Origin of the sequence: Xanthomonas sp. NCPPB 1128, from assembly GCF_001043115.1 — a bacterium.
Classification (GTDB): domain Bacteria; phylum Pseudomonadota; class Gammaproteobacteria; order Xanthomonadales; family Xanthomonadaceae; genus Xanthomonas_A.
This window is the reverse complement of sequence record NZ_LFME01000003.1, coordinates 165070-190670: the sequence shown is the minus strand read 5'-3', so window position 1 is coordinate 190670 and position 25601 is coordinate 165070. Positions and strand designations below refer to the sequence as shown.

The 25601-nt window shown below is 69.7% G+C and carries 21 protein-coding genes; 12 read left to right on the top strand and 9 right to left on the bottom strand.

Annotated features, from left to right (window positions below; translation table 11 throughout):
- Nucleotides 1-98: 98 nt before the first annotated feature.
- The gene (locus ACP93_RS04200; RefSeq protein WP_228135946.1) at nt 99-2921 is read right to left on the bottom strand and encodes a TonB-dependent receptor plug domain-containing protein; all 2823 of its coding nucleotides are present in this window, start codon (nt 2919-2921) and stop codon (nt 99-101) included.
- 703 nt (nt 2922-3624) lie between these two features.
- Here ACP93_RS04200 and apbC point away from each other — a divergent pair.
- The 3 genes from apbC (at nt 3625) to ACP93_RS04185 (ending at nt 5742) form a co-directional block, all read left to right on the top strand.
- Nucleotides 3625-4476: an iron-sulfur cluster carrier protein ApbC gene (gene apbC / locus ACP93_RS04195; RefSeq protein WP_048489516.1), complete on the top strand. Its 852-nt coding sequence runs from the start codon at nt 3625-3627 to the stop codon at nt 4474-4476.
- A gap of 128 nt (nt 4477-4604) precedes the next feature.
- Nucleotides 4605-5177: a dCTP deaminase gene (dcd, locus tag ACP93_RS04190; RefSeq protein WP_010340509.1), complete on the top strand. Its 573-nt coding sequence runs from the start codon at nt 4605-4607 to the stop codon at nt 5175-5177.
- A 40-nt stretch (nt 5178-5217) separates the two neighbouring features.
- Nucleotides 5218-5742 (top strand): RDD family protein, encoded by a 525-nt coding sequence (locus ACP93_RS04185; protein WP_048489515.1) that lies wholly within the window; start codon nt 5218-5220, stop codon nt 5740-5742.
- A 132-nt stretch (nt 5743-5874) separates the two neighbouring features.
- Here ACP93_RS04185 and ACP93_RS22100 read toward each other — a convergent pair whose 3' ends face one another.
- From ACP93_RS22100 to ACP93_RS04170, 3 genes are read right to left on the bottom strand one after another with little or no spacing between them, the layout of a single operon-like run.
- A complete protein-coding gene (locus tag ACP93_RS22100; RefSeq protein WP_048489514.1) occupies nt 5875-6042 on the bottom strand; it encodes a LiaI-LiaF-like domain-containing protein in 168 nt (55 codons plus the stop codon).
- A 28-nt stretch (nt 6043-6070) separates the two neighbouring features.
- Nucleotides 6071-6478, bottom strand: a complete 408-nt coding sequence (locus ACP93_RS04175) for an HIT domain-containing protein (protein ID WP_048489513.1) — start codon at nt 6476-6478, stop codon at nt 6071-6073.
- Between the two features lie 8 nt (nt 6479-6486).
- Nucleotides 6487-7149, bottom strand: a complete 663-nt coding sequence (locus ACP93_RS04170) for a dienelactone hydrolase family protein (RefSeq protein WP_048489512.1) — start codon at nt 7147-7149, stop codon at nt 6487-6489.
- Between the two features lie 156 nt (nt 7150-7305).
- Here ACP93_RS04170 and rimO point away from each other — a divergent pair, with 156 nt between their 5' ends.
- Nucleotides 7306-8697, top strand: coding sequence for a 30S ribosomal protein S12 methylthiotransferase RimO (rimO, locus tag ACP93_RS04165; protein WP_048489511.1), 1392 nt, complete (start codon nt 7306-7308; stop codon nt 8695-8697).
- Nucleotides 8698-8739: 42 nt separating this feature from the next.
- Here rimO and greB read toward each other — a convergent pair whose 3' ends face one another.
- Entirely contained in the window at nt 8740-9246 is a 507-nt protein-coding gene (gene greB, locus ACP93_RS04160) for a transcription elongation factor GreB (protein WP_048489510.1), read from the bottom strand.
- Nucleotides 9247-9354: 108 nt separating this feature from the next.
- Here greB and ACP93_RS04155 point away from each other — a divergent pair, with 108 nt between their 5' ends.
- Nucleotides 9355-10794 carry a rhomboid family intramembrane serine protease gene (locus tag ACP93_RS04155; RefSeq protein WP_048489509.1) on the top strand — a complete coding sequence of 480 codons (1440 nt, stop codon included), beginning with the start codon at nt 9355-9357 and terminating at the stop codon, nt 10792-10794.
- Nucleotides 10795-10848: 54 nt separating this feature from the next.
- On the opposite strand, the gene ACP93_RS04150 is transcribed toward ACP93_RS04155, so the two are convergent.
- Entirely contained in the window at nt 10849-12129 is a 1281-nt protein-coding gene (locus ACP93_RS04150) for a transcriptional adapter (protein WP_048489508.1), read from the bottom strand.
- Nucleotides 12130-12391: 262 nt separating this feature from the next.
- Here ACP93_RS04150 and nudK point away from each other — a divergent pair, with 262 nt between their 5' ends.
- On the top strand, nt 12392-12994 hold the full coding sequence (gene nudK / locus ACP93_RS04145; protein WP_048489507.1) for a GDP-mannose pyrophosphatase NudK: 603 nt from the start codon (nt 12392-12394) through the stop codon (nt 12992-12994).
- A gap of 212 nt (nt 12995-13206) precedes the next feature.
- On the opposite strand, the gene ACP93_RS04140 is transcribed toward nudK, so the two are convergent.
- A complete protein-coding gene (locus ACP93_RS04140) occupies nt 13207-14940 on the bottom strand; it encodes a helicase HerA-like domain-containing protein (protein WP_255347925.1) in 1734 nt (577 codons plus the stop codon).
- A gap of 99 nt (nt 14941-15039) precedes the next feature.
- Between ACP93_RS04140 and ACP93_RS04135 the strand changes: the two genes are divergently transcribed.
- A complete protein-coding gene (locus ACP93_RS04135) occupies nt 15040-16638 on the top strand; it encodes a transglycosylase SLT domain-containing protein (protein ID WP_048489505.1) in 1599 nt (532 codons plus the stop codon).
- Nucleotides 16639-17066: 428 nt separating this feature from the next.
- Here the strand turns inward: ACP93_RS04135 and asd are convergent, their stop codons facing one another.
- Together asd and ACP93_RS04125 are read right to left on the bottom strand one after the other, a co-directional pair.
- On the bottom strand, nt 17067-17912 hold the full coding sequence (gene asd, locus ACP93_RS04130) for an archaetidylserine decarboxylase (RefSeq protein ID WP_048489504.1): 846 nt from the start codon (nt 17910-17912) through the stop codon (nt 17067-17069).
- The gene (locus ACP93_RS04125; protein WP_048489503.1) at nt 17909-18559 is read right to left on the bottom strand and encodes an SCO family protein; all 651 of its coding nucleotides are present in this window, start codon (nt 18557-18559) and stop codon (nt 17909-17911) included. The genes asd and ACP93_RS04125 overlap by 4 nt, the downstream gene beginning before the upstream one ends.
- A 79-nt stretch (nt 18560-18638) precedes the next feature.
- Between ACP93_RS04125 and prmB the strand changes: the two genes are divergently transcribed.
- The 5 genes from prmB (at nt 18639) to ACP93_RS04100 (ending at nt 25378) form a co-directional block, all read left to right on the top strand.
- Nucleotides 18639-19565, top strand: coding sequence for a 50S ribosomal protein L3 N(5)-glutamine methyltransferase (prmB, locus tag ACP93_RS04120; protein WP_048489502.1), 927 nt, complete (start codon nt 18639-18641; stop codon nt 19563-19565).
- A 10-nt stretch (nt 19566-19575) separates the two neighbouring features.
- Nucleotides 19576-20679 carry a chorismate synthase gene (gene aroC / locus ACP93_RS04115; protein ID WP_048489501.1) on the top strand — a complete coding sequence of 368 codons (1104 nt, stop codon included), beginning with the start codon at nt 19576-19578 and terminating at the stop codon, nt 20677-20679.
- Complete coding sequence (locus ACP93_RS04110; RefSeq protein ID WP_048489500.1) at nt 20672-21709, top strand: 2-hydroxyacid dehydrogenase; 1038 nt, start codon at nt 20672-20674, stop codon at nt 21707-21709. The genes aroC and ACP93_RS04110 overlap by 8 nt, the downstream gene beginning before the upstream one ends.
- Nucleotides 21710-21809: 100 nt before the next feature.
- Nucleotides 21810-22835: an aspartate-semialdehyde dehydrogenase gene (locus ACP93_RS04105; RefSeq protein WP_048489499.1), complete on the top strand. Its 1026-nt coding sequence runs from the start codon at nt 21810-21812 to the stop codon at nt 22833-22835.
- 446 nt (nt 22836-23281) lie between these two features.
- Nucleotides 23282-25378 carry a motility hub landmark protein FimV gene (locus ACP93_RS04100; RefSeq protein ID WP_106407053.1) on the top strand — a complete coding sequence of 699 codons (2097 nt, stop codon included), beginning with the start codon at nt 23282-23284 and terminating at the stop codon, nt 25376-25378.
- Nucleotides 25379-25601: the final 223 nt, after the last annotated feature.

Genomic DNA, 25601 nt, shown 5'->3' with positions numbered 1-25601 from the left:
ACGCATCTGCGCCGACCTGGAGGCTGCGCAGTCCGCGAATGCGAGGCAAAAAAAAACCCACCCTCGCGGGTGGGTTCTTTCATTGCATGCGCGCGTTCTTACTTGCCGAACGAGTAACGCATTTCCAGGTAGTACGCACGGCCGTACACATCGAAGTTGTAATCGTTGTACGCCCACTGCGCGCTGCCCGGGTAGGACTTGTCCAGCGGCGGCATCTTGTTGAACACGTTGGTCATCATCAGCGACAGCTCCATGCCCTCGAACGCCTTGTAGGTCACGCTGGCGTTGTGGGTGATGTGCGACGGCAGCTTGCCGGCGCGCGGGGAGGCATAGCCGGCCGGTGCGACGGTCGCCGCGTAGTTCGGGGTCTTGTCGAACCAGCTCGCGTACCAGGTGGTCGAGAACTTGCCGATGTCCCAGGTCAGCGACGCGTCGGCCTTGCGCTTCGGGTCGGTGCTCCAGTACGGATCGTTCAGCAGGTCCACCGGCGTATCGCCCGTGTAGCGCACATACTTGTGGCGCAGGTTCTCGCTGTAGCTGGCGATGGTGCTCAGGTCGCCCCAGCGGCCGAAGTCGTAGCCATAGCGGAACGAGGCAGTGACCGCTTCCAGCTTCTGGTTGGAGACGTTGATCTTCGGCGTGTAGATGTTGGTGATCTGGCCGGCGGCGTTGCGGGTGACCTGGGCGAACGTGGCCTGGCACAGCGCCGAGGCGGCATCGTCGATGCCGGCGCGGCAGCGGTAATCTTGCAGGCTCAGGCCGTCGGCGCTCTGCTGGGTGACTTCATCGCTGATGTCCCAGTTGAGGTAGTCGACGGTCAGCGCCATGCGGTCCACCGGAGACCACACGAAGCCGGCGCTCCACACGTCGGCATTGATCGGCTTCAGGTCCAGGTTGCCCGACTGCGTCCCGCGGAACTGACGGCTGGAGAAGGCGGCCGGGCAGTTGTCGGTGTTGCCCGGCAGGTAGCCGCGGCGCGCGCACTGGTAGTAGTCGACGACGCTGCTGTAGTAGCCGCTCTGGCCCTGGTACAGGTCGGACAGGGTCGGCGCGCGGAACGCGGTGCCGTACTTGCCGCGCAGCAGCAGGGTTTCGAACGGACGGTACTCCAGCGAGATGCTGTAGGTCGGCTTGTCGATGGTGCGGCCGCTGGCCTTGAACGCATCGTAGCGGCCGGCCAGGGTGATGGTCAGCGGGTCGAACACCGGCATGCGCAGTTCCGAGGTCAGCGCGTAGCGGTCGCGCTGGCCGCCGCCGGCCACCGAGGTCAGGCCCCAGACTTCACCGTTGAGGATCACCGGATCCGGCGCGTAGTCCCACTTCTGCTTGCCGTATTCGCCGACCACGGCCAGGCCGGCATCACCGCCGGGCAGGCTGAACAGCTTGCCGTTGGTGGCCTGGACGCGAAGCATGCCGTCGGAGGTCTTGCTCTTGTTGGTGGCCTGGCCGGTGAAGCTGGCGAAGTCGGCCTGGCTGATCGGCGAGTAGAACGCTGCGTAGTTCGGCGAATACACCGGATAGGTGTCGTACAGCGGATCCAGGCCGAGCTGCGGACCCAGCACGCGGTTCACGAAGAACTGGTCGATCGCGTTCTTGTAGCGGACCAGCTGGCGCTCCTCCAGCTTGTACTGGGTGTAGGTGACGCCGGCATCGTAGTCCCAGCTCGACTGGCCGAGCTGGCCCTGGGCGCCGAAGGTCACGCGCACCGAGTCGCTCTTGTTGCGGCTCATCGTGTCCTTGATGCCGTTGATGCCCATTTCTTCCGGCGCGAACGAGCGCTGCAGGTTCAGCAGGTCGCCCACCTTCGGATCGTAGTAATAGCCAAAGTCGGCAGCGGTGCCCCACCAGATGTAGTTGGAGCCGGAGTTGAACTTGACCTCGTCGTGGCTGTAGAGCACGTCGCCGTACAGCTGCACGTTGTCGTTCAGGTCATGGGTGCCGTGGATGTAGGCCTGCAGCGACTTGGTGCCGCTGTCCAGGGTGCGATAGCCCGGGGTGTACTTGGAGCCGCAGTAGTAGGTGTCGCCGAAGCCCGGGCGCTGCTGCTTGGCGATGGTTCCGCCGAACAGGCCGGACACGTTGTTGCAGTTGTTCGGGTCGAGGAACTTGTAGCTGGTGAACGGGCTGTAGACCAAGAAGTCGCGGCTCGGCAGCTGGGCGTTGTAGCCCTGGGTGTTGAACTGCTTGGTCAGGTCGCGCTGGTAGGCCCAGATCGGATCCTTCTCTTCGTACTGCACGCCGCCCAGGATGCTGGTGCGGCCATCGGCCGAGGTCCAGCCGTCGGCGAAGGTGGTGCGGAAGTTGCTGCCGCCGCCCTCGGAGAAGCCGCCGCCGCGGATGCTGAACACCGCGCCGTCCATCTTCTTCTTGAGGATGACGTTGATCACGCCGGCGATGGCGTCGGAGCCGTACAGCGACGACTGGCCGCCCGGCAGGATTTCGATGCGGTCGACCAGGTCGATCGGAATGCCGCTGATGTTGTTGAACGTGTCGCTGCCGTTGTACAGCGCCGGATAGTTCGACATCGGGCGGCCGTCGATCAGGTACTTCACGTAGCCCGGCGGCAGGCCGAACAGGCTCACCGTCTTCGCGCCCTGGGTGAAGGTGCCCGAGCTCTGCCCGCCCTGCACGCCGCCGGTGGCGAACGAGCTCTTCTGCAGCACGTCGGCGACGGTGCTGAAGCCGCGCGCCTTGATCTCTTCGGCATTGATCGTGGTGACCGGCGTGGCGGTCTCGATCTCGGTCTGCGGGATCAGCGACCCGGTGACGGTGATCTTGTCGAGATTCGTCGCCTTGTCGGTCTTGTCATCGGTCGTGGCGTCCTGCGCAAAGGCGGCAAACGCAGCCGGAACAAGCAGGGCGGAGGCCAGCGCGGCACTCAGGTGGCTGTGCTTGAAACTACGAGTATGACGAGCAGTCATCTTTCTCTATCCCCGAAAATCAATCGATAAGGCGAGGGGCCTCGTGCCGCGACATGTGCCTTGAAAGTGGGACCGCATCCTGCGATCAACCCAAACGTAACACGGACTTAACGCCGTTTGTACATGGGTGTCACTTTTTTCGTCTACAAGCGAAAAGTGCCGCGATCGGGTGGGAAACGTCGGCAAATGCCGGCACTGGGTGGCAGTGAGAACCATTTTCACGCTGCTTTGCACCATTGCGGGGCGTTGTGTGGACAGGTTGCTGAACGGCGCGGTGCTGCGTTGGCACGCACCTCGGCAGACCCCGCGCCGGCAGGGCTGCGCCAACGGAGCCGGCGTCCGGGTGCGCTCGCCGCTGCACCACTTCGGTGAGTGCGTTTCGCCATCGTGGGGCGGTCGTGTACCCGCCGCCTCGCCCGCAGTACGCCAAGCGTTGGTCCAGCGGCTGCGCGGGCAGGTGCGCTCGACGATGGCGGCCGCCTGCGGAAGGCGGGTGGCGGTCGGTGTTGGAGGCCATTTGCGCAAATTCGCCCAGTGTCGCGTCGCCCGCGACGCGGGACCCGGCACCGGCACACTTGTATAGTCATGTGTCTGTGCGGCCCGCGACGCTGCCGCTGTCCGCGGCCCCATTCGCGGTCCATGTCTCCCTTTCGTCCAGCGCACGCCCGTGTGCGGCGCCGACGCTTTCTTGTTGAGTTTTCCGATGACCGAACGCCCGCGTCTCCCCGCCCATGCCGTCCAGCCCAAGCTCGCCCCGCATCCACGCATCCGCAACGTCATTGCCGTCGGTTCCGGCAAGGGGGGAGTGGGCAAGTCCACCACTGCGGTGAACCTGGCGCTGGCCCTGCAGCGTCAGGGCGCACGCGTCGGGGTGCTGGATGCCGACGTCTACGGCCCCAGCGTGCCGGCCATGCTCGGCCTGAGCGGGCGCCCCGATAGTCCTGACGACAAGCGCATCGAGCCGATGCGCGCCTTCGGCATCGAGGCCATGTCGATCGGGCTGCTGGTGGACCAGGACACGCCGATGATCTGGCGTGGCCCGATGGCGACCTCGGCGCTCACCCAGTTGTTCGCCGACACGCTGTGGGACGACCTGGACTACCTGCTGATCGACCTGCCGCCCGGCACCGGCGACATCCAGCTGACCCTGGCGCAGAAGATCCCGGTGGCCGGCGCGGTGATCGTCACCACCCCGCAGGACATCGCCACGCTGGACGCGAAGAAGGCGCTGAAGATGTTCGAGAAGGTCGAGGTGCCGGTGCTGGGCATCGTCGAGAACATGGCGGTGCACACCTGCAGCCAGTGTGGTCATGTCGAGCACCTGTTCGGCGAGGGCGGCGGCCAGCGCATGGCGCAGCAGTACGGCGTGCCGCTGTTGGGATCGCTGCCGCTGGCGATCGCGATCCGCGAGCAGGGTGACGCCGGCACCCCGGTGGTGGTGGCGGCGCCGGAGTCGGCCGCGGCGCAGGCCTACCTGGCCACCGCGCAGCGCCTGACCGAGGAACTGCGCAAGCGCCCGCGCGCGGCGATCCCGATCTCCGCGGCGTTGCGCTGAGCGGCGCGCGGCGCCTGCCGCGAAGGCCCTGCACCGGATAGAATCGCCCGCTATTGCGGCCGGCCCCATCCGCCGGTCGCGTTCCCGGCGCGCAGGCTGCGGCCGCCGCCACCGCATCAGGAAGCCCCATGAGCATCAAGAGCGACCGCTGGATCCGCCGCATGTCCGAACAGCACGGCATGATCGCGCCCTACGAGCCGGGCCAGGTCAAGCAGGTCGATGGCCAGCGCATCGTCAGCTACGGCACCTCCAGCTACGGCTACGACGTGCGCTGCTCGCGCGAGTTCAAGGTGTTCACCAACATCAACTCGACCATCGTCGACCCCAAGCACTTCGACCCCAAGAGCTTCGTCGACATCGAGGCCGACGAGTGCATCATCCCGCCCAACAGCTTCGCGCTGGCGCGCACCGTGGAGTTCTTCCGCATCCCGCGCGACACCCTGGTGGTGTGCCTGGGCAAGAGCACCTATGCGCGCTGCGGCATCATCGTCAACGTCACCCCACTGGAGCCGGAGTGGGAAGGGCACGTGACCCTGGAGTTCAGCAACACCACGCCGCTGCCGGCGCGCATCTACGCCAACGAAGGCGTGGCGCAGATGCTGTTCTTCCAGTCCGATGCCGACGACGTCTGCGAGACCAGCTACAAGGACCGCGGCGGCAAGTACCAGGGCCAGACCGGCGTGACCCTGCCCAAGACCTGATCTCCCACTCCCTTCCTTTCGACAGCACAAGGAGCGCGCAATGAACGACCCCAATCCCTACCAGGCCCCCGACGCGGTGTTGCCTCCCGCGCTGCCGGGCGCCTCCGGCGAGGTCCTGGCCGGCCGCGGCGAGCGCCTCGGCGCGGCGCTGATCGACGGCGTGATTTCGCTGGCGACGTTCCTGCCGGTGGCGGCGCTGACCGGCTATTTCGGCAAGGTCATGGAAGCCGCACGCAGCGGCGTGCAGGTGTCGTTCCTGACCACGCTCGGCTACGGCGTGCTGGGCATGGTGATCTTCCTGCTGGTGCAGGGCTACCCGCTGGCCAAGACCGGCCAGACCTGGGGCAAGAAGCTGCTGTGGATCCGCATCGCCGACCTCGACGGTGGGCAGCCGCCGTTCTGGCGCCTGATCGCGCTGCGTTATCTGCCGACCCAGGCGATCTCGCTGGTGCCGATCGTGGGCGGCATCTACGCCCTGGTGGACGCGCTGTTCATCTTCCGCCAGGACAAGCGTTGCCTGCACGACCTGATCGCCGGCACCCGCGTGGTCAACGTCCGCCGCTGAGCGCGCAGTCGCGAGACGGCGCCCCTGCCTCTAGCAGGGGCGCGCCAGCAAGCCGCCCGCGCGACACACGCGTCTGGAGTGGGGAATCGCCTTAGCGAATCCCCACTCCCTAATCCCCACTCCCGGCTCCAACTACTTTCCGCGGCCGAACAACATGCCGACGCCGACCGCGACCAGGATCGCCGGCCACCAGGTGGCGATCAGCCGGCCCAGGTTCAGGTTGGTCCAGCCCAGGTTGTTGGCCAGGAACACCAGGCCGATCACGATCAGCACGATGGCGGCGATCACGTTGGATTTCATGGAGGCGCGGCTTCCGCAAAAAGGGCGCCTATCGTAGCCGCTGGCGCCACGCCGCAACACGCGCCTGCAGTTCCTCGGCCGGGATCCGCTGTGCCGCGCCGCTGCCCCACACCGGGCCGGGCCAGGCGGCATCGCCGGGATGCCGCCCCAGCACGTGCACGTGCAGTTGTCGCACCACGTTGCCCAGCGCGCCGATGTTGAGCTTGTGCACGCCCGGCTCCTGCCGCAGCAACTGCGAAAGCTGGTTGATCTCGGCCAGCAGCAGGCGCTGCTGGCCGCCGTCCAGGTCGATCCACTCGCTGGCCTCGGCCACCCGCGGCACCAGCAGCAGCCACGGGAAGCGCGCGTCGTCCATCAGCCGCACCTGCGACAGCGGCCCGTCGGCGACGAACGCGCTGTCGGCCTGCAGCCGCGGGTCGAGGACGAAGTCGGCCACGCCGTGGCTCAGCCCAGGTGCTCGGCGAGGAACGCCAGGCTGCGTTCGCGGGCGAGTTCGGCGCTGTCGGCGTCGTAGTGGTTCGGGTCCACATGGCGGTCGAAGCCGTGCCCGGCCGGGTAGACGAAGGTCTGCATCTGCGGCAGCTTCTCGCGATGTTGCTGAATCGACTCGGCCGGGATGCTGCCGTCCTGCGCACCGAAGTGGAACAGCACCGGCGCCTTCGGCGTCTCGTCCAGGAACTGGGTGTTGCGGCCGCCGTAGTAGCTCACCGAGGGCAGGCCCAGGCGCAGTGCCGCCAGCAGCGCGACGCTGCCGCCCCAGCAGTAGCCCAGCGTGCCGACCTTGCCGGCCGGCGCCAGCGCCTGCGCGGCCGCCTGCACGATGTCCAGGGCACGGTCGAAGCCGAGTGCGCCGACCAGTTCCAGGCCATGGCGCACGCCGTCCTGGTCGTAGGCCAGCTGCGCGTCCTTCTCGACCGGGTCGAACAGCGCCGGCGCCAGCACTGCGTAGCCGTGCGCGGCGTAGCGGTCGGCGACCTCGCGGATGTAGTCGGTCACCCCGAAGATCTCCTGGATGACGACCAGGCCGCCGCGCGGCGTGCCCTCGGGCAGGGCGTGCCAGGCGGAAACCTGGCCGTGAGCGGTGTCGAGTGTGGTCCAGTGGCCCATTGCGGCGTCCTGTGGGGTGGGGGAAGCGGCCGATTATCCATCGCCCGGGCTAAGCCGGGGTGAGCGGGCGCACACCGGGCGGCCGCCGCGCCGGCGGCCCCGGCCCGGTATACTTCGCGCGCTGTTTTTCTCCCAGGCCCCCGGACCCCGGCCCCAATGTCTCTCGCGACCCCCAAAGTCGGCTTCGTCAGCCTCGGCTGCCCGAAGGCCCTTGTCGACTCCGAACGCATCCTCACCCAACTGCGCGTGGAAGGCTACGCGATCGTGCCCAGCTACGACGCGGCCGACGTGGTGGTGGTCAACACCTGCGGTTTCATCGATTCGGCGGTGGCCGAGTCGATGGAGGCGATCGGCGAGGCCATGGCCGAGAACGGCAAGGTCATCGTCACCGGCTGCCTCGGCAAGCGCTCGGAGCAGATCCGCGCGGCCTATCCGGACGTGCTGGCGGTGTCCGGTCCGCAGGACTACCAGAGCGTGATGGAAGCGGTGCATGCGGCGTTGCCGCCGCGCCACGATCCGTTCGTGGACCTGCTGCCGCGCGGTCGTGGCAGCAACGAAGACGACATCGGGGTCAAGCTGACCCCGCGCCACTACGCCTATCTGAAGATCTCCGAAGGCTGCAATCACCGCTGCAGCTTCTGCATCATCCCGTCGATGCGCGGCGACCTGGTGTCGCGCCCGGTCGACGAGGTGCTGCGCGAGGCCGAACGCCTGGTCAAGGGCGGGGTGCGCGAGTTGCTGGTGGTGTCGCAGGACACCTCGGCCTACGGCGTGGATCTGAAGTACGCCGAGCGCGAGTGGCGCGGTCGGGCCTACCAGACGCGGATGAAGGCGCTGTGCGAGGGTCTGTCGGAACTGGGTGCGTGGGCGCGCCTGCACTACGTGTATCCGTATCCGCACGTGGACGACGTGATCCCGCTGATGGCCGAGGGCAAGTTGCTGCCGTACCTGGACATCCCGTTCCAGCACGCCAGCCCGCGCATCCTCAAGCTGATGAAGCGGCCCGGCGCGGTGGAGCGCACCCTGGAGCGCGTGCAGCGCTGGCGCGCGCTGTGCCCGGAGATCACCCTGCGTTCGACCTTCATCGTCGGCTTCCCCGGTGAGACCGACGCCGAGTTCGAGCAGTTGCTGGATTTTCTGGACGAAGCGCAGCTCGACCGTGTCGGTGCGTTCGCCTATTCGCCGGTGGAAGGCGCCAGCGCCAACGCGCTGCCGGATCCAGTGCCGGAGGAGCTCAAGCAGGAGCGGCTGGCGCGCTTCATGGAGCGGCAGGCGGCGATTTCCGCCGCGCGCCTGGAAGCCAAGATCGGCAGCGTGCAGGAGTGCCTGGTCGACCTGTTGGAGGACGGCATCGCGGTGGCGCGCTCCAAGGCCGATGCGCCGGAGATCGACGGCCTGGTGCATATCCAGAACGGCGGCGAGCGCGGGCTGAAGCCGGGCGACCTGGTGCAGGTGGAGATCACCGACAGCGACGAGCACGATCTGTTCGGCGATGCGCTGCCGGCGCCGGCAACACCGGCAAGGCCGCTGGACCTGCGGGTGCTCTGAGACCGCAGACGACGGCATGCGTGGCGCCACGGCGCCACCCGCTTACGGCGCGGCGTAGTCCACCGCGACCACCACGAAGCTGTGGCGGCCGCCGGGCAGCTTCGCTTCCACTTCGTCGTCGACGCGCTTCTTCAGCAGCGCCCGCGCCAGCGGCGAATCGATGCTGATCCAGCCGCGCGCCGCATCGGTCTCGTCCGGGCCGACGATGCGGTAGCGGCGCAGTTCGCCGCTGTCGGCATCCTCCAGTTCGATGTGCGCGCCGAAGAACACCGCCTGCGGGTCGGACGGGGCCTCGGCGACCACGCGCAGCGCCTCCAGGCGCTTGCTCAGGTAGCGCACGCGGCGGTCGATCTCGCCCAGTTGCTTCTTGCGGTAGGTGTACTCGGCGTTCTCCGAGCGGTCGCCCTCGGCCGCGGCCGCGGCGAGCGCCTTGACCACCTCGGGGCGGCGCACCCGCCACAGGTCCTCCAGTTCGGCCTTGAGCCGGGCATGGCCTTCCGGGGTGATCAGGGCGGTGCTTTTCTCGGCAGGGGGACGCCAGCGGCTCATCGGTGCGACTGCGGTGGAGCGGGGTGGCGATGCTAGCGCGTGCCTGCGCCTTGCGCACCCGCAGGCGATGGCCGAAGCTGGCGCCGCCCCGCACATGGACGTCGCTCGATGCTGATCCTGCCGCTGCACAAACCGCTGTCGCGGGACAACCTCCCGCTGGTCACGCTGCTGCTGATCCTGCTCAACATCGCGGTCTATGCGGGCTGGCAGCGCCACGACGCGGCGCCGCTGCGGCAGGCGCAGCGCTACTACCTGGACTCCGGGCTCGGCGCGCTGGAGGCGCCGGCCTATGCGCGCTACCTGGAACGACGCGGCCAGCGCGAGCGGCTCGCGCAGTTGCAGCAGGTACCGGCAGCGGAGCGGTCGGCCTTCGTCGGCGCCGCCACCGTGCACGACGTGCGCTTCGTGCAGGCCCTGCGCAGTGGCACGCTGTTCGCGGATGCCGACGCGCAACAGGCTTGGGCGCCGTTGCGCGCGCACTATGACGTGCTGTTGCAGCGCGTGTTCACCCTGCGCCATGTGCAGCGCAGCTCGGAATGGGCGCCGCTACGCATGCTCACGGCGGCGTTCCTGCATGCCGACGCCATGCACCTGATCGGCAACATGCTGTTCCTGCTGGCGCTGGGTACGCTGCTGGAAGGCGCGATCGGCGGCTGGCGGTTCCTGGCGGTGTACCTGCTCGGTGCGTTCGGCGCCAGCGCGGTGAGCCTGTGGTGGCGCTGGGGCGAGGCCGGCGCCGGTCTCGGCGCGTCCGGCGCCATCGCCGCGCTGATGGGCGCGTTCTGCGTGGTCTGGGGGCGGCGACCGGTGCGCTTCTTCTATTGGGTGGCGGTGCTGTTCGACTACGTGCGCGCGCCGGCCATCGTGCTGCTGCCGCTGTGGCTGGGCTGGGAAATTTACAACCTGCTGTTCAACGGCGATGCCGGCATCGGCTTCGATGCGCATGCCGGCGGCCTGGTGATCGGCGCGCTGCTCGGTGCCGTGCTGGTGGCGGCCGGACAGACCCGCGAGGCCTTCCTGCGCGACGAGAGCGACGCACCGGCCGACGATCGCTGGGAGCGCGCGCAGGCGCATTTGGGGCGGATGGAACACGTCCAGGCCGGCGCGCTGCTGGACGCGTTGGCCACGGAAGCGCCGCAGCGCTTCGATGTGGCGCTGGCGCGCTATCGCCTGGCGGCCAATGCCGGCCACGCCGCATCGGCACAGGCGCGGGCGCTGGAGCTGTTGCGCCTGTCGGCGCCGTCCGTGCACGAGGCGCGGCAGCAGGCCGCCGTGTTGCAAGCGGCCGGCGACGTGGATGTGCCGACGCGCACGGCGTTGTTCGCGCGCTGGATGGCGCTGGGCTTGCTGGTCGAGGCGGAGACACTGCTGGCGCAGGATGCGGACTCGTCGCGCGAGCAGCAGGCGCAGGCCTGGTTCCGGCTCGCACTGGGTCATGGCGAACGCCAGGCCATGGCGGAGTGGCGGCGCGTGCTGGAGGCACTGATCGTGCGCTATCCGGATCTGCCGCAGGCGGACAAGGCGCGGTTCCTGCTCGCCAACGCCTGAGCGCGCTGCCTGGCGCGCGGAGTGTCCCGTGTCGCGCGCCGTGCAGGGCGCGCGCTAGACCGGCGTGATCGTCACCGCGCGCAACGCTGCCTGCAGCTTGCCGCGTTGCACCTCGTCGTCGCAGCGGCTCAGCGCGTCCTCCAACAGGTCGTGCGCCTGCGCGTCCTCGCCGAAGCGTTCTGCCAGCAGCAAGGCGGCCTGCAGCGACCAGGTACTGTGTTCCGGTGCCTTCGGCCAGGCGCGCAGCGCGGCCTGCAGGCCGTCGGCGGCGAGCCGGAACTGGCCCGCCAGTTGCGCGCGTTCGGCCAACAACGTGGCCTGTTCCGGCAGCAGCGGCGCGAAGTCGGGATCGGCATCCAGTGCCTCGCGCTGCAGGGCCAGCGCACGCCGTTCCTGCTTTTCCTGCAGGAGCCGGTGCATGTACTGGCGGGTATGTTCGCGGCGTTCGTCGTGGCGCGCACTGCCGCGCAACAGGCGTTGGTACAGCTCGTGCACGCCCAGGCTCACCGCGCGGGTGCGCACTTCGCTGCGCAGCACCTGCAGCGCGTCGTCGGTGTGGCCGTCGCGCACCAGCTGTTCGGCCTCGTCGAGCACGCGCTGGTCCGGGTCGTGGCGGGCGAAGCCGCTCGCTGCGTCGGCGGCCGGTTCGTAGCCCAGCACGGCGTGATACTGGTAGACCAGATAGCCCATCAGGTGGAAGGCGGCGAACAGGCCCCAGATCGTCACCACGGTGACGGCCAGGTCGGCGACCAGCGGCGGCAGGACGCGCTGCAGCCAGGCGGCGGCGCCCAGCGCGCTGGCCTGGATCACGAACAGCAGGCCGAACGCGGCCAGGTACGGCCAACCGATGCGCAGCGCCAGGCCGATCGACACGGCGGGGTTCAGCGCGCGGCGCAGGCTGCCGTCCATCGCCAGGGAAATCAGGATGCCCGGTTGCAGCAGCACCACCGCCAGCAGCATCAGCAGGCCGCCGACCGGCCCGGCCAGCAGCAGCGCAGCGAACACCGCCACGCCGAGCAGGATCATCATGGCCAGCAGCCGCACGACCACGCCGTCGCCGATGTCGAACCCGCGTTCCGGCGCGTCCAGGTAGCCGTCGGCGGTGTGCCGCAGGATCTCGAAGGCGTATTTGTAGATTGCCAGGGTGGTGACGATGCCCAGGATCCAGCCGATGCCGGGCAGCATGCCCAGCAGGCTGCACAGGGTCAGCGCGATCAACGCGTATAGCGCGCCGCCGCGCAGCGGATACAGCGCGATGGCGCGGGTGCGCGCCCAGAACGGTTCGGGTGTGCTGCGGTGTGTGCGACTTGCGCCCACGCGACGACGGTCTTCCATGACGCCCCCTGTCTACGAAGTGTGACGATTGTGCGGGTCGGCTGCGTCGCGCGCAATCAGGAGGCTGGCTGGGGCGGCTGCGCGATGCGGACGGCGGCACCAAGGGACGGCGGCGTCGAGGGAGTGTGGTCGGCTGCGCAAAGCGCAACCTGTGCCGCTGCGTCCGTGCGTGCGCTGGCTACACTGCGCGGCCGAACGACGGGGGAGTGTGGCGGACGCCGCGCCTGCCGCCTGCCGTGCCCCTCACCCCTTGGAGTTTCGCTTGGATCCTTCCTTCGTTTCCGGCAATCCGCGCGTGCGCGTCACCCACATCGAAGTGCTGTCGGACAACTGGTACGTGCTGCGCAAGGTCAGTTTCGATTTCCAGCGCCACGACGGCAGCTGGCAGGCGCTCACCCGCGAGGCCTACGACCGCGGCAATGGCGCGACCATCCTGCTGTACAGCCGCGCCAAGGGCACGGTGATGCTGACCCGCCAGTTCCGCTTGCCGACCCTGCTCAATGGCAACCCCGACGGCATGCTGATCGAGGCCTGCGCCGGCCTGCTCGATCGCCACGATGCGGAGACCTGCATCCGCAAGGAGACCGAAGAGGAGACCGGCTACCGGATCGAGAACGTGCGCAAGGTGTTCGAGGCGTTCATGAGTCCGGGCTCGGTGACCGAGCGGTTGTACTTCTTCGTGGGCGAGTACGTGGACCGCGACAAGGTCGGCGCCGGCGGCGGTGTGGCTGCCGAAGGCGAGGAGATCGAGGTGCTGGAGCTGGCGCTCGATGCCGCGCTGGCGATGATCGACACCGGCGAGATCGCCGACTCCAAGACCATCATGCTGTTGCAGTACGCCAAGCTGCACGGGCTGCTGGGATAGCGCTGGCGCTGTCGGATGCAGAGATGCCGTAGGAGCGGCTTCAGCCGCGACGGGCTTCACCGGGAAAGCCCGTCGCGGCTGAAGCCGCTCCTACAAGCGCGACGCATATCGCGTTCGGTTGCGGCAAAAACGCGTTGCTGGCGGCGCCCCCAGGTCATTCCTGCGGAAGGCCAACGGCCGGGGCACCGCCGCGGGCGTTGCGCGCGCCGCGCTCAGCGCTTGCCGCCGAAGATGCTGCCGAAGATGCCGCGTACGATCTGCTGGCCGATGCGATTGCCGATGGTGCGCGAGGTCTGCTTGGCCATCGCCTCCAGCATGCCCTGGCGGCGCTTGGTACCGAACACCGCGTCCTTGACCGCCTGGCCGAAGCCGCTGTCCTGCGCCTCGTCCTGTTCGCGGGTGCGCGCCGGCGGCGCGGCGCTGCGGTCGGTGCTCTGCTCGACCCGGCGCGCCAGCAGTTCTGCCGCCGATTCGCGGTTGACCGGGGTGTCGTAGCGCGTGCCGACCGGGCTGCCGGCGCGTACCTGCGCGCGCTCGGCGTCGGAAATCGCGCCCATGCGGCAGCGCGGCGGTGCGATCAGGGTCTGCTGCACCGGCGAAGGTACGCCCTTGTCCTGCAGCGTGGACACCAGCGCCTCGCCGGTGCCGAGCTGGGAAATGGCCTTGGCCACGTCCAGCTTGGGATTGGCCACGAAGGTCTCGGCGGCGGTACGCACCGCCTTCTGGTCGCGTGGCGTATAGGCACGCAGCGCGTGCTGCACGCGGTTGCCGAGTTGGCCGAGGATGCTGTCGGGCACGTCGTCCGGGAACTGCGAGCAGAAGTACACGCCCACGCCCTTGGAGCGGATCAGCCGCACCACCTGCTCGATGCGCTGCACCAGCGCCGGCGGCGCATCGTCGAACAGCAGGTGCGCCTCGTCGAACACGAACACCAGCTTGGGCTTGTCCAGGTCGCCCACTTCCGGCAGCCGTTCGAACAGTTCCGACAGCAGCCACAGCAGGAAGGTCGAGTACAGCCGTGGCTTGAGCACCAGTTGCGCGGCGGCGAGGATGCCGATCACGCCGCGGCCGTCGTGATCCACCCGCATCAGCTCGGCCAGGTCCAGCGCCGGTTCGCCGAAGAAGCCTTCGCCGCCGTCCTGGGCCAGGCGCAGCAGCGCGCGCTGGATCGCCGCCACCGACGGCGCGCTGACCAGGCCGTATTCGGTGGAAATGTCCTTGCGTTCTTCCACCACCAGCGTCAGCAGCGCGCGCAGATCGTCCAGGTCGAGCAGCAGCAGGCCGCGGTCGTCGGCCAGCTTGAACACGATGTCGAGCACGCCGGCCTGGGTGTCGTTGAGTTCCAGCACGCGCGCCAGCAGGGTGGGGCCCATCTCGCTGACAGTGGTACGTACCGGATGGCCGAGCTGGCCGTACAGATCCCAGAACAGCACCGGGTTGGCGGCCGGGGCATAGTCGGCCACGCCGATCTCCCGGGCGCGCTGCAGCACCTTCTCGCTGCCGTCGCCGGGCATCGCCAGGCCGGCCACGTCGCCCTTGACGTCGGCCAGGAACACCGGCACGCCGATCCGCGAAAAGCCTTCGGCCAGGGTCATCAAGGTCACGGTCTTGCCGGTGCCGGTGGCGCCGGCGACCAGGCCGTGGCGGTTCCCCAGCCGCGGTTGCAGCAGCACCGCGATGTCGTCGGTCACGCCTTTGCCTAGCAGGATCGGGTCCATATCGGGGTCCGCAATGAGATGCCTGGATTCTAGAACGTCCGCGACAGGGCGAACGCGTGCGAGTGCCCCAGGCGCCTCGCGCCGCCCTGCACCGGCGCAGTCCGCCAAACGCGGTCTTTGCGTGGTTTGGCCGTTCGCCGGTGTGGCGGCGGCGCGGCGCGCTACATCGGCTGGCCCGAGAGCCAGCGCGCGGTACTCGTGTTGCGGCGCGGGATGGCCGTCGGCCATGAACCCTGGCCCGCCGCGGGCCGGACCCTGGCCGCGGCGACCTTGCCGCGATGCGACGGCGGGGGCTACCCTGCGGCCTTTCCGTCGCCGCGTCCCACCATGCCCCTTCCGTTCCGCTTCACCCACGCGTGGCCCGTCGCGGCTGCCGTGGCGCTGACCTGCACCGCTCCTGCCGCCCAAGCCCGCGTGTCCGCCCGCGACCAGGCCGCCATCGCCGTCCTCGACCAGCGCCTGGCCGCCGCCGAGAAGCGCTACAACGACGCCATGGTGCTGGTCGGCAACAGCGACCCCAAGGGCACCCAGGAAAGCGACGCCGCGCTGGAGGACATCGAGGACGTGATCCAGGCCTGCATCAAGCAGCGCGGTTGCGAGGTGGGCACCTACCTGGGCGCGTACAAGCGCCTGCTCAAGGCCAAGGCCGACGCGCAGGGCCAGGCCAGCGACACCGATGCCGCCGACGACGATTCCGCGCCTCTGCAGGCCGACCCCGACCACATCAGCCCGCTCGCCGCCGACGTGCCGGAAGCTGCGCGCGCGGCGCGCCTGCTCAACGACAAGCGCCACGCCTTCGATTCGATGGTGGAGTACAACCCGGCGGTGCAGGCCGGCATTCGTCGCTGGCTCACCGACATGCGCCCGGCGCTGATGAGCAGCTACGAGAACTACCAGAACCTGCGCGCGGTCATGTGGCCGGAGTGGGAGAAGCGCGGCCTGCCGGAAGCGCTGCTGTTCGGCATCATCGCCAAGGAATCCAACGGTCGCGTGCACGCCAATTCGCGGGTGGGCGCCGCCGGGCTGATGCAGTTCATGCCGGCCACCGGACGCCGCTTCGGCCTGGGCCCGGACGGCACCGGCTTCGATACCCGCTACGACGCGCGCAGCGCCGCCGAGGCCAGCGCGGTCTACATCAACGAGCGCATGGCCGAACTCAACCGCAGCGTGGAACTGGCCCTGGCCGGCTACAACGGCGGCGAAGGTCGCGCCGCGCGCGTGTTCAACCAGATGCCCGGCCGCAGCTTCTGGGACGCATCGGTGTACAACCAGTTCCCGGCCGAGACCAAGGACTACGTGCCGATGGTGATCGCCGCGGCGTGGATCTTCCTGCACCCGCAGCAGTACGGCGTGGCCTTCCCCAAGATCAATGCGCAGCCGGCCACGCTGCGCCTGGCCAAGTCCACCACCATCTACGAACTGACCATCTGCCTGGGCAGCGACGGCACCCGCGACGGCTACATGCGCGCGCTGCGCAACCTCAATCCGCGCTACGAGCCGGACGGCTGGATCCCGGCCGGGGTGACCATCAACGCCACCACCAAGATCGTCGGCCTGTACAACCGCTACTGCGTCAGCGGCCCGCGCGCCGACCTGGCCCGTGCACTGATCACCGCCGACGTCACTGCCGCGGTGCGTAGCAGCAGCCCGGCGCCGGCCACCGACCTGACCGGCAATGTGGCGGTGGGCGACGTCAGCCCGGTCGCCGGCGTGCCGACCACGGTGGCCACCGGTCGTCCCGCGCCCGCCAAGCCCAAGCAGAAGCAGGTGCGCAACTACCGCGTGGCCAAGGGTGACACCCTGGGCCGGATTTCCGACCGCCACGACTGCGACCTGAAGGAGCTGGCCAAGGCCAACGGTCTGCGCGCCCCGGGCTATGCATTGAAGCCGGGCCAGTCGCTGAAATTGACCGGCTGCGAGAAGTAGCAGCACTCCATCCCTTCTCCCTCCGGGAGAAGGTGGCGCGCAGCGCCGGATGAGGGTGCGGCTGCCGCAGTGTCGGGTGCGTGGCTTTTCGGCAATCCATTGAGAGCTGCGGTCTGTCACCGCCAATGCGTCGGGACTGAAGTCCCTCCCACAGTGGGGCTGTTGTTCTCGCGAGTCGCCAGCCTGAAAAGCCGACGGCGAGCCCCAAGCGCGGCTCCATCCCTTCTCCCTCCCGGGAGAAGGTGGCGCGCAGCGCCGGATGAGGGTGCGACGGCCGCAGTGTCGGGTGCATGGCTTTTCGGCCATCCATCGAGAGCCTGCGGTCTGTCATCGCCAATGCGTCGGGACTGAAGTCCCTCCCACAGAGGCACTTCCCACCCACAAAGGCATTCGTCAAGAGAAAGGGCCGCAGCGCGGCCCCTCGCGCCTCAGCGCATCAGCCGCGCCAGCGCCTGCCCCAGCCGCACCGGCGATTCCGCCTCCAGCGCCGGATCGAACGCGGCCACGCCGGGCGGCAGCAGCACGATCACGGTGGAGCCGTAGTTGAAACGCGCCATTTCCTCGAACCGCTGCAGAGTGATGCCCTTGCCGCGCCAATCCTTGCGGGTGATGCGGTCGGCGTAGCGTGGGATCTCCACGCCACTCCACACCGTTTCCACGCCGGACACCAGCAGCGCGCCGACCATCACCGAGACCATCGGGCCGAAGTCGGTGTCGAAATGGCAGACCAGGCGCTCGTTGCGCGCGAACAGGCGCGGCACGCTGCGCACCGCGTCGGTGCCGACGCTGAACAGCCGGCCGGGCACGTGCACGGTTTCGCGCAGGGTGCCGGTCCAGGGCATGTGCACACGGTGGTAGTCGCGCGGCGACAGGTAGACCGTGGCGTACAGGCCGTTGGCGAATGGCGCCGCCGCGGCGTCGTCGCCGAGCAGTTCGGCCGCGGTGAACGACTGCCCCTTGGCCTGGAAGATGCGTCCGTCCTCGATGCGGCCGAGCTGGCTGATGCGGCCGTCGGCCGGCATCAGCAGCGCCTGCGGATCGGGATCGGCGACGCGCGCGCCCGGCTTCAGCGCACGGGTGAAGAAGGCATTGAAGGTCGGATAGGCGCGCGCATCCGGCTGCGCGGCCTCGCTCAGGTCCACGCCGAAGCGGCGCACCACGGTGTCGATCAGCCACTGCTTCAGCCCGGGCCGCGACGAGTAGGCCAGGCGCCGCGCCAGCGAGGACAGCAGCCGGTGCGGCAGCACGTAGGTCAGGCGGGTGGTCAGGCTCATGGGGCGGTGGCCTTGGTCAGCGCCTGCAGGGCGGCGGCGATCGCCGCGGCATCGAACGGCGGGCGGATCAGCCCGGCCTGGCGGCCCTGCGGGTCGAGCACCGCGATCGCGGCGGAGTGGTCCATGCTGTAGTCGTTCGGGTTCTCGGCGTAGTGCTTGCCGGGCACCTTCTGGAACACGAAGCCCAGTGCGGTGGCGAAGCGCTCCAGCTCGGGCACGTCGGCGGTGGCGGCGATGGTGTCCTTGTGGAAGGCGTGGGCGTACTCGCCCAGCCGCGGCAGGGTGTCGCGCTGCGGGTCCACCGAGACGAACAGCACGCGCGGGCGCAGCGTGTCCGGCAGCGTCTCCCATTGCTTCTGCGCGCGCGCCAGGTCTGCCAGCGTGGTCGGGCACACGTCCGGGCAGGCGGTGAAGCCCAGGAACACCAGGGTCCAGTGGCCCTTGAGCTCACCCGGCACCAGCGGCGTGCCGTCGGTCTGGCGCAGGTGGAAGTCGGGCAGGGGGCGCGGCTGCGGGTACATGCGCACCGTGCGGGTCTCCGGCCAGGCCGGGGCGGTGCTGCCGCCGAAGTACTTCTGGGCCAGCAGCAGCCCCAGGCCGGCGGCCAGGGCAACCACCAGGACGATGCCGAAGGTGCGGTTGAACATACTGATTTCCCATGCAACGAACGCTCATCATAGCGGCCGGGCCTCTATAATCGGGGGCCACATTGCCTTGCTTGTTGCCATGACTGCCGACGCGGCCGCCGAACTCCACACGATCATCGACCTGATCCGCTACGGCACCAGCCGTTTCAACGCCGCCGGGCTGAGCTTCGGCCACAGCTACGACAACGCCCTGGACGAGGCCACGCAACTGGTGCTGCACGCGCTGCACCTGCCGCACGACCTGGGCCCGGCCTACGGCAGCGCACGGGTCACCGCGCCGGAGAAGGCGCAGGTGCTGGCGCTGTTCGAGCGCCGCATCGCCGAGCGCATCCCCGCCGCCTACCTCACCGGCGAGGCCTGGTTCGCCGGGCTCAGCTTCAAGAGCGACGCGCGCGCGCTGGTGCCGCGTTCGCCGATCGCCGAGTTGATCGAGGCCGGCTTCGAGCCGTGGCTGGCCGGCCGCCCGGTCGAGCGCGCGCTGGACCTGTGCACCGGTTCGGGCTGCATCGCCATCGCCATGGCGCACTACAACCCGAATTGGCAGGTGGACGCGGTCGACATCAGCGACGACGCGCTGAGCTTGGCCGCCGAGAACAAGGAACGGCTGCTGGCCGACAACGTCGAACTGGTCAAGTCCGACCTGTTCGCCGGGCTGGGCGGGCGCCGCTACGAGCTGATCGTGACCAATCCGCCCTACGTCACCCATGCGGAGACCGACGCGCTGCCGCCGGAATACGCGCACGAGCCGGAGCTGGGCCTGCGCGCGGGCGACGATGGCCTGGACCTGGCGCTGAAGATCCTGCGCGACGCGCCGGCGCACCTGAGCGAGGACGGGCTGCTGATCTGCGAGGTCGGCGAGTCCGAGCGCGCGCTGGCGCAGATGCTGCCGGAAGTGGACTTCGCCTGGGTCGAGTTCAAGGTCGGGCAGATGGGCATCTTCGCGGTGGAGCGCAGCGAACTGCTGACGCACCACGCGCGCACCGCCGCGCTGGCCGCGGACCGGTGACGCAAGCGACATGAGCGCGAACAGTTTCGGCAAGCTACTGACCGTCACCACCTTCGGCGAATCGCACGGGCCGGCGATCGGCTGCGTGGTCGACGGCTGCCCGCCGGGGCTGGAACTGGACGCCAGCGAATTCGCCCACGACCTGCAGCGCCGCGCCACCGGCAAGAGCCGGCACACTTCGGCGCGGCGCGAGGCCGACGAGATCGAGATCCTGTCCGGGGTCTACGAGGGCCGCACCACCGGCACCCCGATCGGGCTGCTGATCCGCAACACCGATCAGCGCAGCAAGGACTACACCGACATCGCCCGGCAGTTCCGTCCGGGCCATGCCGACTACAGCTACTGGCAGAAGTACGGCATCCGCGATCCGCGCGGCGGCGGGCGCTCGTCCGCGCGCGAGACCACCATGCGCGTGGCCGCCGGCGTGATCGCCAAGAAGTGGCTTGCACAGCGCTACGGCGTGCGCGTGCGCGGCTACCTGTCGCAGCTTGGGCCGCTGCTGCCGCAGGGCTTCGCCTGGGAGGCGGTGGAGGACAATGCGTTCTTCTGGCCGCATGCGCCGCAGGTACCGGAGCTGGAGGCGTACATGGACGCGCTGCGCAAGTCCGGCGATTCGATCGGCGCGCGGGTCACCGTGGTCGCCGATGGCGTGCCGGCGGGCTGGGGCGAGCCGATCTACGGCAAGCTCGACGGCGAGCTGGCCGCGGCGATGATGAGCATCAACGCGGTCAAGGGCGTGGAGATCGGCGACGGCTTCGCCGCAGTGACCCAAAAGGGCACCGAGCACCGCGACCTGATCGCGCCGGACGGCTTCCAGTCCAACCACGCCGGCGGCGTGCTCGGCGGCATCGCCACCGGCCAGCCCGTGGTCGTCTCGGTGGCGTTCAAGCCCACCTCCAGCCTGCGCCTGCCCGGCGCCACGGTGGACGTGGACGGGCAGGCGGTGGACGTGATCACCACCGGCCGCCACGACCCCTGCGTCGGCATCCGCGCCACCCCCATCGCCGAGGCGATGATGGCGCTGGTGCTGATGGACCAGGCGCTGCGCCACCGCGCGCAATGCGGCGACGTCGGCACGGTGACGCCGCGCATCCCCGGCGGTGGCGATGGCTGAGTCGCGGCCGCGGGTGTGGGTCAGCCAGCCGCTGTTCGACGACGTCGTCGCACGGCTCGGCGAACATTGCGCGCTGACCACCACCGCGGACGTGACCAAGTATTCGCCGCAGGACCTGGCGCAGGCGCTGGCGCCGCTGGACGGCGCCCTGGTCACCCTCAACGAACGCATCGGCGCCGCCGAGATCGCCGGCGCGCCGCGACTGCGCGCGATCGCCAACGTCGGCGTCGGCTACAACAATCTGGACCTGGACGCGCTCAGCGCGGCCGGCATCGTCGCCACCAACACCCCCGACGTGCTCACCGAGACCACCGCCGATCTCGGCTTCGCCCTGCTGATGGCCGCCGCACGGCGCGTCGGCGAGGCCGAGCGCTGGCTGCGTGCGGGGCAATGGCAGCAGTGGTCGTTCCAGACCATGCTCGGCGCCGACGTCCATGGCAGCACGCTCGGCATCCTCGGCATGGGCCGCATCGGCCAGGCCATCGCGCGCCGCGCCGCCGGCTTCTCGATGCGCGTGCTGTACCACAACCGCAGCCGCCTGCCGGCCGAGGTGGAGCGCGCGCATCGCGCCGAGTACGTCGATTTCGACTCGCTGCTGGCGCGCGCCGACCACCTGCTGCTGGTGCTGCCGTACAGCGCGCAGTCGCACCACGTCATCGATGCCGCCGCGCTGGCGAAGATGCGGCCGACCGCGACGCTGGTGAACATCGCCCGCGGTGGCCTGGTCGATGAGGTCGCGCTGGCCGACGCGCTGGCGCACGAGCGCCTGGCCGCGGCCGGGCTGGACGTGTTCGAAGGCGAGCCGGCGATCCGTCCGGAGCTGCTGGCGCTGCGCAACGTGGTGCTGACCCCGCACATCGGCAGCGCCAGCGTCGCCACGCGCCGCGCGATGGTGTCATTGGCGGTGGACAACCTGCTCGCCGCGCTGGGCGTCGGCGCCGATGCCGGGCGCCCGCCCAACGCGCTGAACCTGGACGCGATCGCCGCGGCCGGCAGCGGCGCGCGGGCGGTCGCGGACAAAAAACGATAGGGAGCCTGCGGCCCTGTGCGCGGCGCGCACGGCAGGTTCCCCGAATCCACGTGGCAGTGCGGCTGTTCCTCCCCTTCTTTTTCTGCGGATCGAATCTTCCATGAGCAATGCAACCCGTCGTTTCAACGTCGCCGTCGTCGGCGCCACCGGTGCCGTCGGCGAAACCATGCTGAGCATCCTCGCCGAGCGCGGCTTTCCCATCGCCACGCTGTATCCGCTGGCCTCCGAGCGCTCGGCCGGCGGCCAGGTCGAATTCAACGGCCAGAAGGTCACCGTGCTCGACCTGGCCACCTTCGACCCGGCCGGCGTGGACATCGCGCTGTTCTCCGCCGGCGGCGGCATCTCCAAGGAATACGCGCCGAAGTTCGCCGCGGCCGGCGCGGTGGTGATCGACAACTCCTCGACCTTCCGCTACGACGACGACGTGCCGCTGGTGGTGTCGGAAGTCAATCCGCATGCGCTGAAGCACCGGCCGCGCGGCATCGTCGCCAACCCCAACTGCTCGACCATGCAGCTGATGCCGGTGCTGGCGCCGATCCACAAGGAATACGGCATCGAGCGCATCAACGTGGCCACCTACCAGTCGGTGTCCGGTGCCGGCCGCTCGGGCATGGAGGAACTGGGCAAGCAGACCGCGCAGTTGCTGGCGTTCCAGGACATCGAGCCGCAGAAGTTCCAGGCGCAGATCGCCTTCAACCTGATTCCTCACATCGACGACTTCCAGCCCAACGGCTACACCAAGGAAGAGATGAAGCTGGTGTGGGAGACGCAGAAGATCCTCGAGGACAGCAGCATCCTGGTGAATCCCACTGCGGTGCGCGTGCCGGTGTTCTTCGGCCATTCCGAAGCGGTCAACATCGAGACCAAGCGCAAGATCACCGTCGAGCAGGCGCGCGCGCTGCTGGGTCAGGCGCCCGGCGTGGAAGTGGTCGACGAGCACAAGGCCGGCGGCTATCCGACCCCGGTGACCCATGCCTCGGGCAAGGACCCGGTGTTCGTCGGCCGCATCCGCGAGGACTTCTCGCACCCGCGCGGCCTCAACCTGTGGGTGGTGGCCGACAACATCCGCAAGGGCGCCGCGCTCAATGCGGTGCAGTTGGCCGAGCTGGTTGCCCAGGAGGGTTGAGGGGCCGGGATTTGGCAGTCGGGATTGGGGACTCGTAAAGCGCGGCGCAGCGCCGGCTGTTCCAGACCTGCGTAGTGCGCGATGTCCCGGTAGACACGCAGCGGCCAGTGGCGCGTGCCCTGGCCGTTGTCGTGTCCGGCGTCCGCGTCGTGCTGCGAAGACAAGCGCCTGCGGGCGCGATGATGACCGGTGCACCCCGGTAGGAGCGGCTTCAGCCGCGACGAAGCGTTCCCGGGAACGCCATCGCGGCTGAAACCGCTCCTACAGGACAAGCGGCGTTGCAGTGCTCGCTGGGCACTGATTCCGCAAGGGGAGGAGAAGCCGCTTGCGCACCCCGTGCGAGCGCACCCCCGCCACTGCAGTGCCCGCAACGAATCCCCAATCCCAAATCCCCACTCCCCGCTTCATATATATTGATGGGCATGACTCCAAGGGGCAGGGGCGGGATGCGCCTACAACCACGTGTGTTCCATCGCCGTAGTGGCGATGCGGTGTCCGCCGCGCGCGGGCTGCGCCATGTCTGTCGCGCCGCCGCGGCGCTGCTGTTGCTGGCCTGTAGCCAGGCCGCGCTGGCGCTGGGCCTGGGCGATATCCGCGTGCTGTCCAAGCCGGGCGAGCCGTTCCTGGCCGAGATCCCGGTGATCTCCAACGAACCGGGCGAGCTGGAGCGGGCGCGGGTGGCGCTGGCCGCGCCGGCGACCTTCGCGCGGGTCGGGCTGGAGCGGCCGCAAGGCCTGGTCAGCGACCTGCAGTTCCGCTTCACCCAGACCCGCAAGGGCCGCGCGGTGATCCAGGTCAGCAGCCGCATGCCGGTCGACGTGCCGTCGCTGAGCTTCCTGATCGAGGTCGATTGGGGCCAGGGCCGGCTGATCCGCGAATACTCCGCGCTGATCGACGCGCCCAACACCGCCGCGGCGATCGATGCGCCGGCGATCGATGCACCGGCCGCGGCGCAGCCGTCCGACCGCATCGCTCGCGATGCGTCCACGGCCGCGCCCGCGCCAGCCCCGGCGGCCGCCGCGACGCCGAGCGCCAGGCCGGCCGCCACGCCGCGTCCGGCACCGGCCCCTGCGGCCGCGCCCGGCGATGCGCTGGCGCCGGTGCGCGCCGGGCAGACCCTGTCGCAGATCGCCGGGCAACTGGCGCGCGGCAACGGCCATTCGCTGGACCAGACCATGGTCGCGCTGCTGCGCGCCAATCCGGACGCCTTCATCCGCGGCAACCTCAACCTGCTCAAGCAGGGCGCGGTGCTGCGCACGCCGCGCGAAGAGGACCTGGCCAGCCTGGACGCCGCCGCGGCCGAGGCGGTGGTGCGCGAGCAGGCGGCGCAGTGGCGCCAGGCACGCGCGCCGGTGCCGCAGCCGGCACAGGCCCAGCAGGACGCGGCGACGGCGCAGGCCGCAGCCAAACCGGCCGCCGCAGCGCCGGCCGCCGCCGCCGCCGGCGCACGGCTGGAAATCGCGCCGGCGGTGCCGGCGACGCGCCGCGAGGCGGGAACCAAGTCCGGCACCGGTGCCGGCGACGAAGGAGACATGGTGGCAGCCCAACAATTGCAGCAGGCGCGCGAAGATCTCGCGGCACGCGATGCCGAGGTCCAGGAACTGCGCTCGCGGGTGGACCAGCTCGAAAAGCTCAAGTCCCAGCAGCAGCAACTGATCGCGTTGAAGGACAGCGACCTGGCCGCGGCGCAGAAGCGCCTGGCCCAGGCCGGGCAGGCGCCGCCGGCCGCGGCGGCCGCCCAGGCGCCGGCCAATGGCGGGTTCCCGCTGTGGCTGTGGGGCGGGCTGAGCCTGTTGGTGCTGGGCCTCGGCGCCTGGCTGCTGTCGCGTCGGCGCAAGCCCTCGCCGCTGCCGCCGTTGCCGCGCGACGACGACGCCGCGCTGGCGGCCGGCGCCGCGGTGCCGGTGGTCGCGCACCGCGATGTCGATGCGCCGGAACTGCCGCCGCTGGAACTCGCCGAGCCGCTGGCCGAGGACGCCACGGCTACCCGTGACGAGGAGGCGCTGGAAGAGTGGGAGCGCGCTGACCATGTTGCCGGCGATCACGCGGATCACCACGATCACGCCGATCAGCACATCGCACTTGACGACGACGCCTTTGAGCGGGCGCTGGCGCAGCAGACGCTGCGCCATGCGCCGGCCGACGCGTCGCTGTCCGCTGGCAATGACGATGTCCATTCCGTCGACGTGGCCGACTCTCATCCGGAGGCCGCACCAGCCGCTGAGCCGGCTGCCGAGGCGCCGTGGCGGCAGCCGTCGCCGGTGGTCGCAGCGCCGGGCGGCGACGCCCGTGCCGACAGCGATGCCGGCGGCGGCCGGCAGGAGCCGACCTGGCACCAGCACGCCGCGCCTGCATCTTCACCCGCACCGGCCGAAGCGCCGTCGCCGTATCCACCGGCCGGCCGCGAACGCCTGGAACTGGCGGTGGCGTACATGGACCTGGGCGACAACGAGACCGCACGCACCTTGCTGACCGAGGTCGCGGCCAGCGGCGACCCAGCCGCGCGCGCCGAGGCGCTGCAACTGCTGGGACGGCTGGACTGATGGCGGCAGGCGGCGCGCGGCGCGCTCGCCGCGGCCGTCCGGTCTGGATCGGGACGGCCCCGCGGCACCCTGCCCATCGGCGGCAGGCCAGCGCTGAGGGTGCGCTCAGCGCCCGGTCGGGACACTGCCGCCGCGGTCATGTGACGGGCGCCGTGTGCGCTTCCATGTGTGAAGCGGCCGCACGGCGCACTGCCGCCGGTGCCGCACTGCAGCGGAGGTCGCC

Excerpts from the sequence above, each read along its gene's own strand:
- ACP93_RS04200 (WP_228135946.1), bottom strand. The coding sequence starts at position 2,921 with ATGACTGCTCGTCATACTCGTAGTTTCAAGCACAGCCACCTGAGTGCC.
- apbC (WP_048489516.1), top strand. The coding sequence starts at position 3,625 with ATGACCGAACGCCCGCGTCTCCCCGCCCATGCCGTCCAGCCCAAGCTC.
- dcd (WP_010340509.1), top strand. The coding sequence starts at position 4,605 with ATGAGCATCAAGAGCGACCGCTGGATCCGCCGCATGTCCGAACAGCAC.
- ACP93_RS04185 (WP_048489515.1), top strand. The coding sequence starts at position 5,218 with ATGAACGACCCCAATCCCTACCAGGCCCCCGACGCGGTGTTGCCTCCC.
- ACP93_RS22100 (WP_048489514.1), bottom strand. The coding sequence starts at position 6,042 with ATGAAATCCAACGTGATCGCCGCCATCGTGCTGATCGTGATCGGCCTG.
- ACP93_RS04170 (WP_048489512.1), bottom strand. The coding sequence starts at position 7,149 with ATGGGCCACTGGACCACACTCGACACCGCTCACGGCCAGGTTTCCGCC.
- rimO (WP_048489511.1), top strand. The coding sequence starts at position 7,306 with ATGTCTCTCGCGACCCCCAAAGTCGGCTTCGTCAGCCTCGGCTGCCCG.
- greB (WP_048489510.1), bottom strand. The coding sequence starts at position 9,246 with ATGAGCCGCTGGCGTCCCCCTGCCGAGAAAAGCACCGCCCTGATCACC.
- ACP93_RS04155 (WP_048489509.1), top strand. The coding sequence starts at position 9,355 with ATGCTGATCCTGCCGCTGCACAAACCGCTGTCGCGGGACAACCTCCCG.
- ACP93_RS04150 (WP_048489508.1), bottom strand. The coding sequence starts at position 12,129 with ATGGAAGACCGTCGTCGCGTGGGCGCAAGTCGCACACACCGCAGCACA.
- ACP93_RS04140 (WP_255347925.1), bottom strand. The coding sequence starts at position 14,940 with ATGGCCGACGGCCATCCCGCGCCGCAACACGAGTACCGCGCGCTGGCT.
- ACP93_RS04135 (WP_048489505.1), top strand. The coding sequence starts at position 15,040 with ATGCCCCTTCCGTTCCGCTTCACCCACGCGTGGCCCGTCGCGGCTGCC.
- asd (WP_048489504.1), bottom strand. The coding sequence starts at position 17,912 with ATGAGCCTGACCACCCGCCTGACCTACGTGCTGCCGCACCGGCTGCTG.
- ACP93_RS04125 (WP_048489503.1), bottom strand. The coding sequence starts at position 18,559 with ATGTTCAACCGCACCTTCGGCATCGTCCTGGTGGTTGCCCTGGCCGCC.
- prmB (WP_048489502.1), top strand. The coding sequence starts at position 18,639 with ATGACTGCCGACGCGGCCGCCGAACTCCACACGATCATCGACCTGATC.
- aroC (WP_048489501.1), top strand. The coding sequence starts at position 19,576 with ATGAGCGCGAACAGTTTCGGCAAGCTACTGACCGTCACCACCTTCGGC.
- ACP93_RS04110 (WP_048489500.1), top strand. The coding sequence starts at position 20,672 with ATGGCTGAGTCGCGGCCGCGGGTGTGGGTCAGCCAGCCGCTGTTCGAC.
- ACP93_RS04105 (WP_048489499.1), top strand. The coding sequence starts at position 21,810 with ATGAGCAATGCAACCCGTCGTTTCAACGTCGCCGTCGTCGGCGCCACC.
- ACP93_RS04100 (WP_106407053.1), top strand. The coding sequence starts at position 23,282 with ATGCGCCTACAACCACGTGTGTTCCATCGCCGTAGTGGCGATGCGGTG.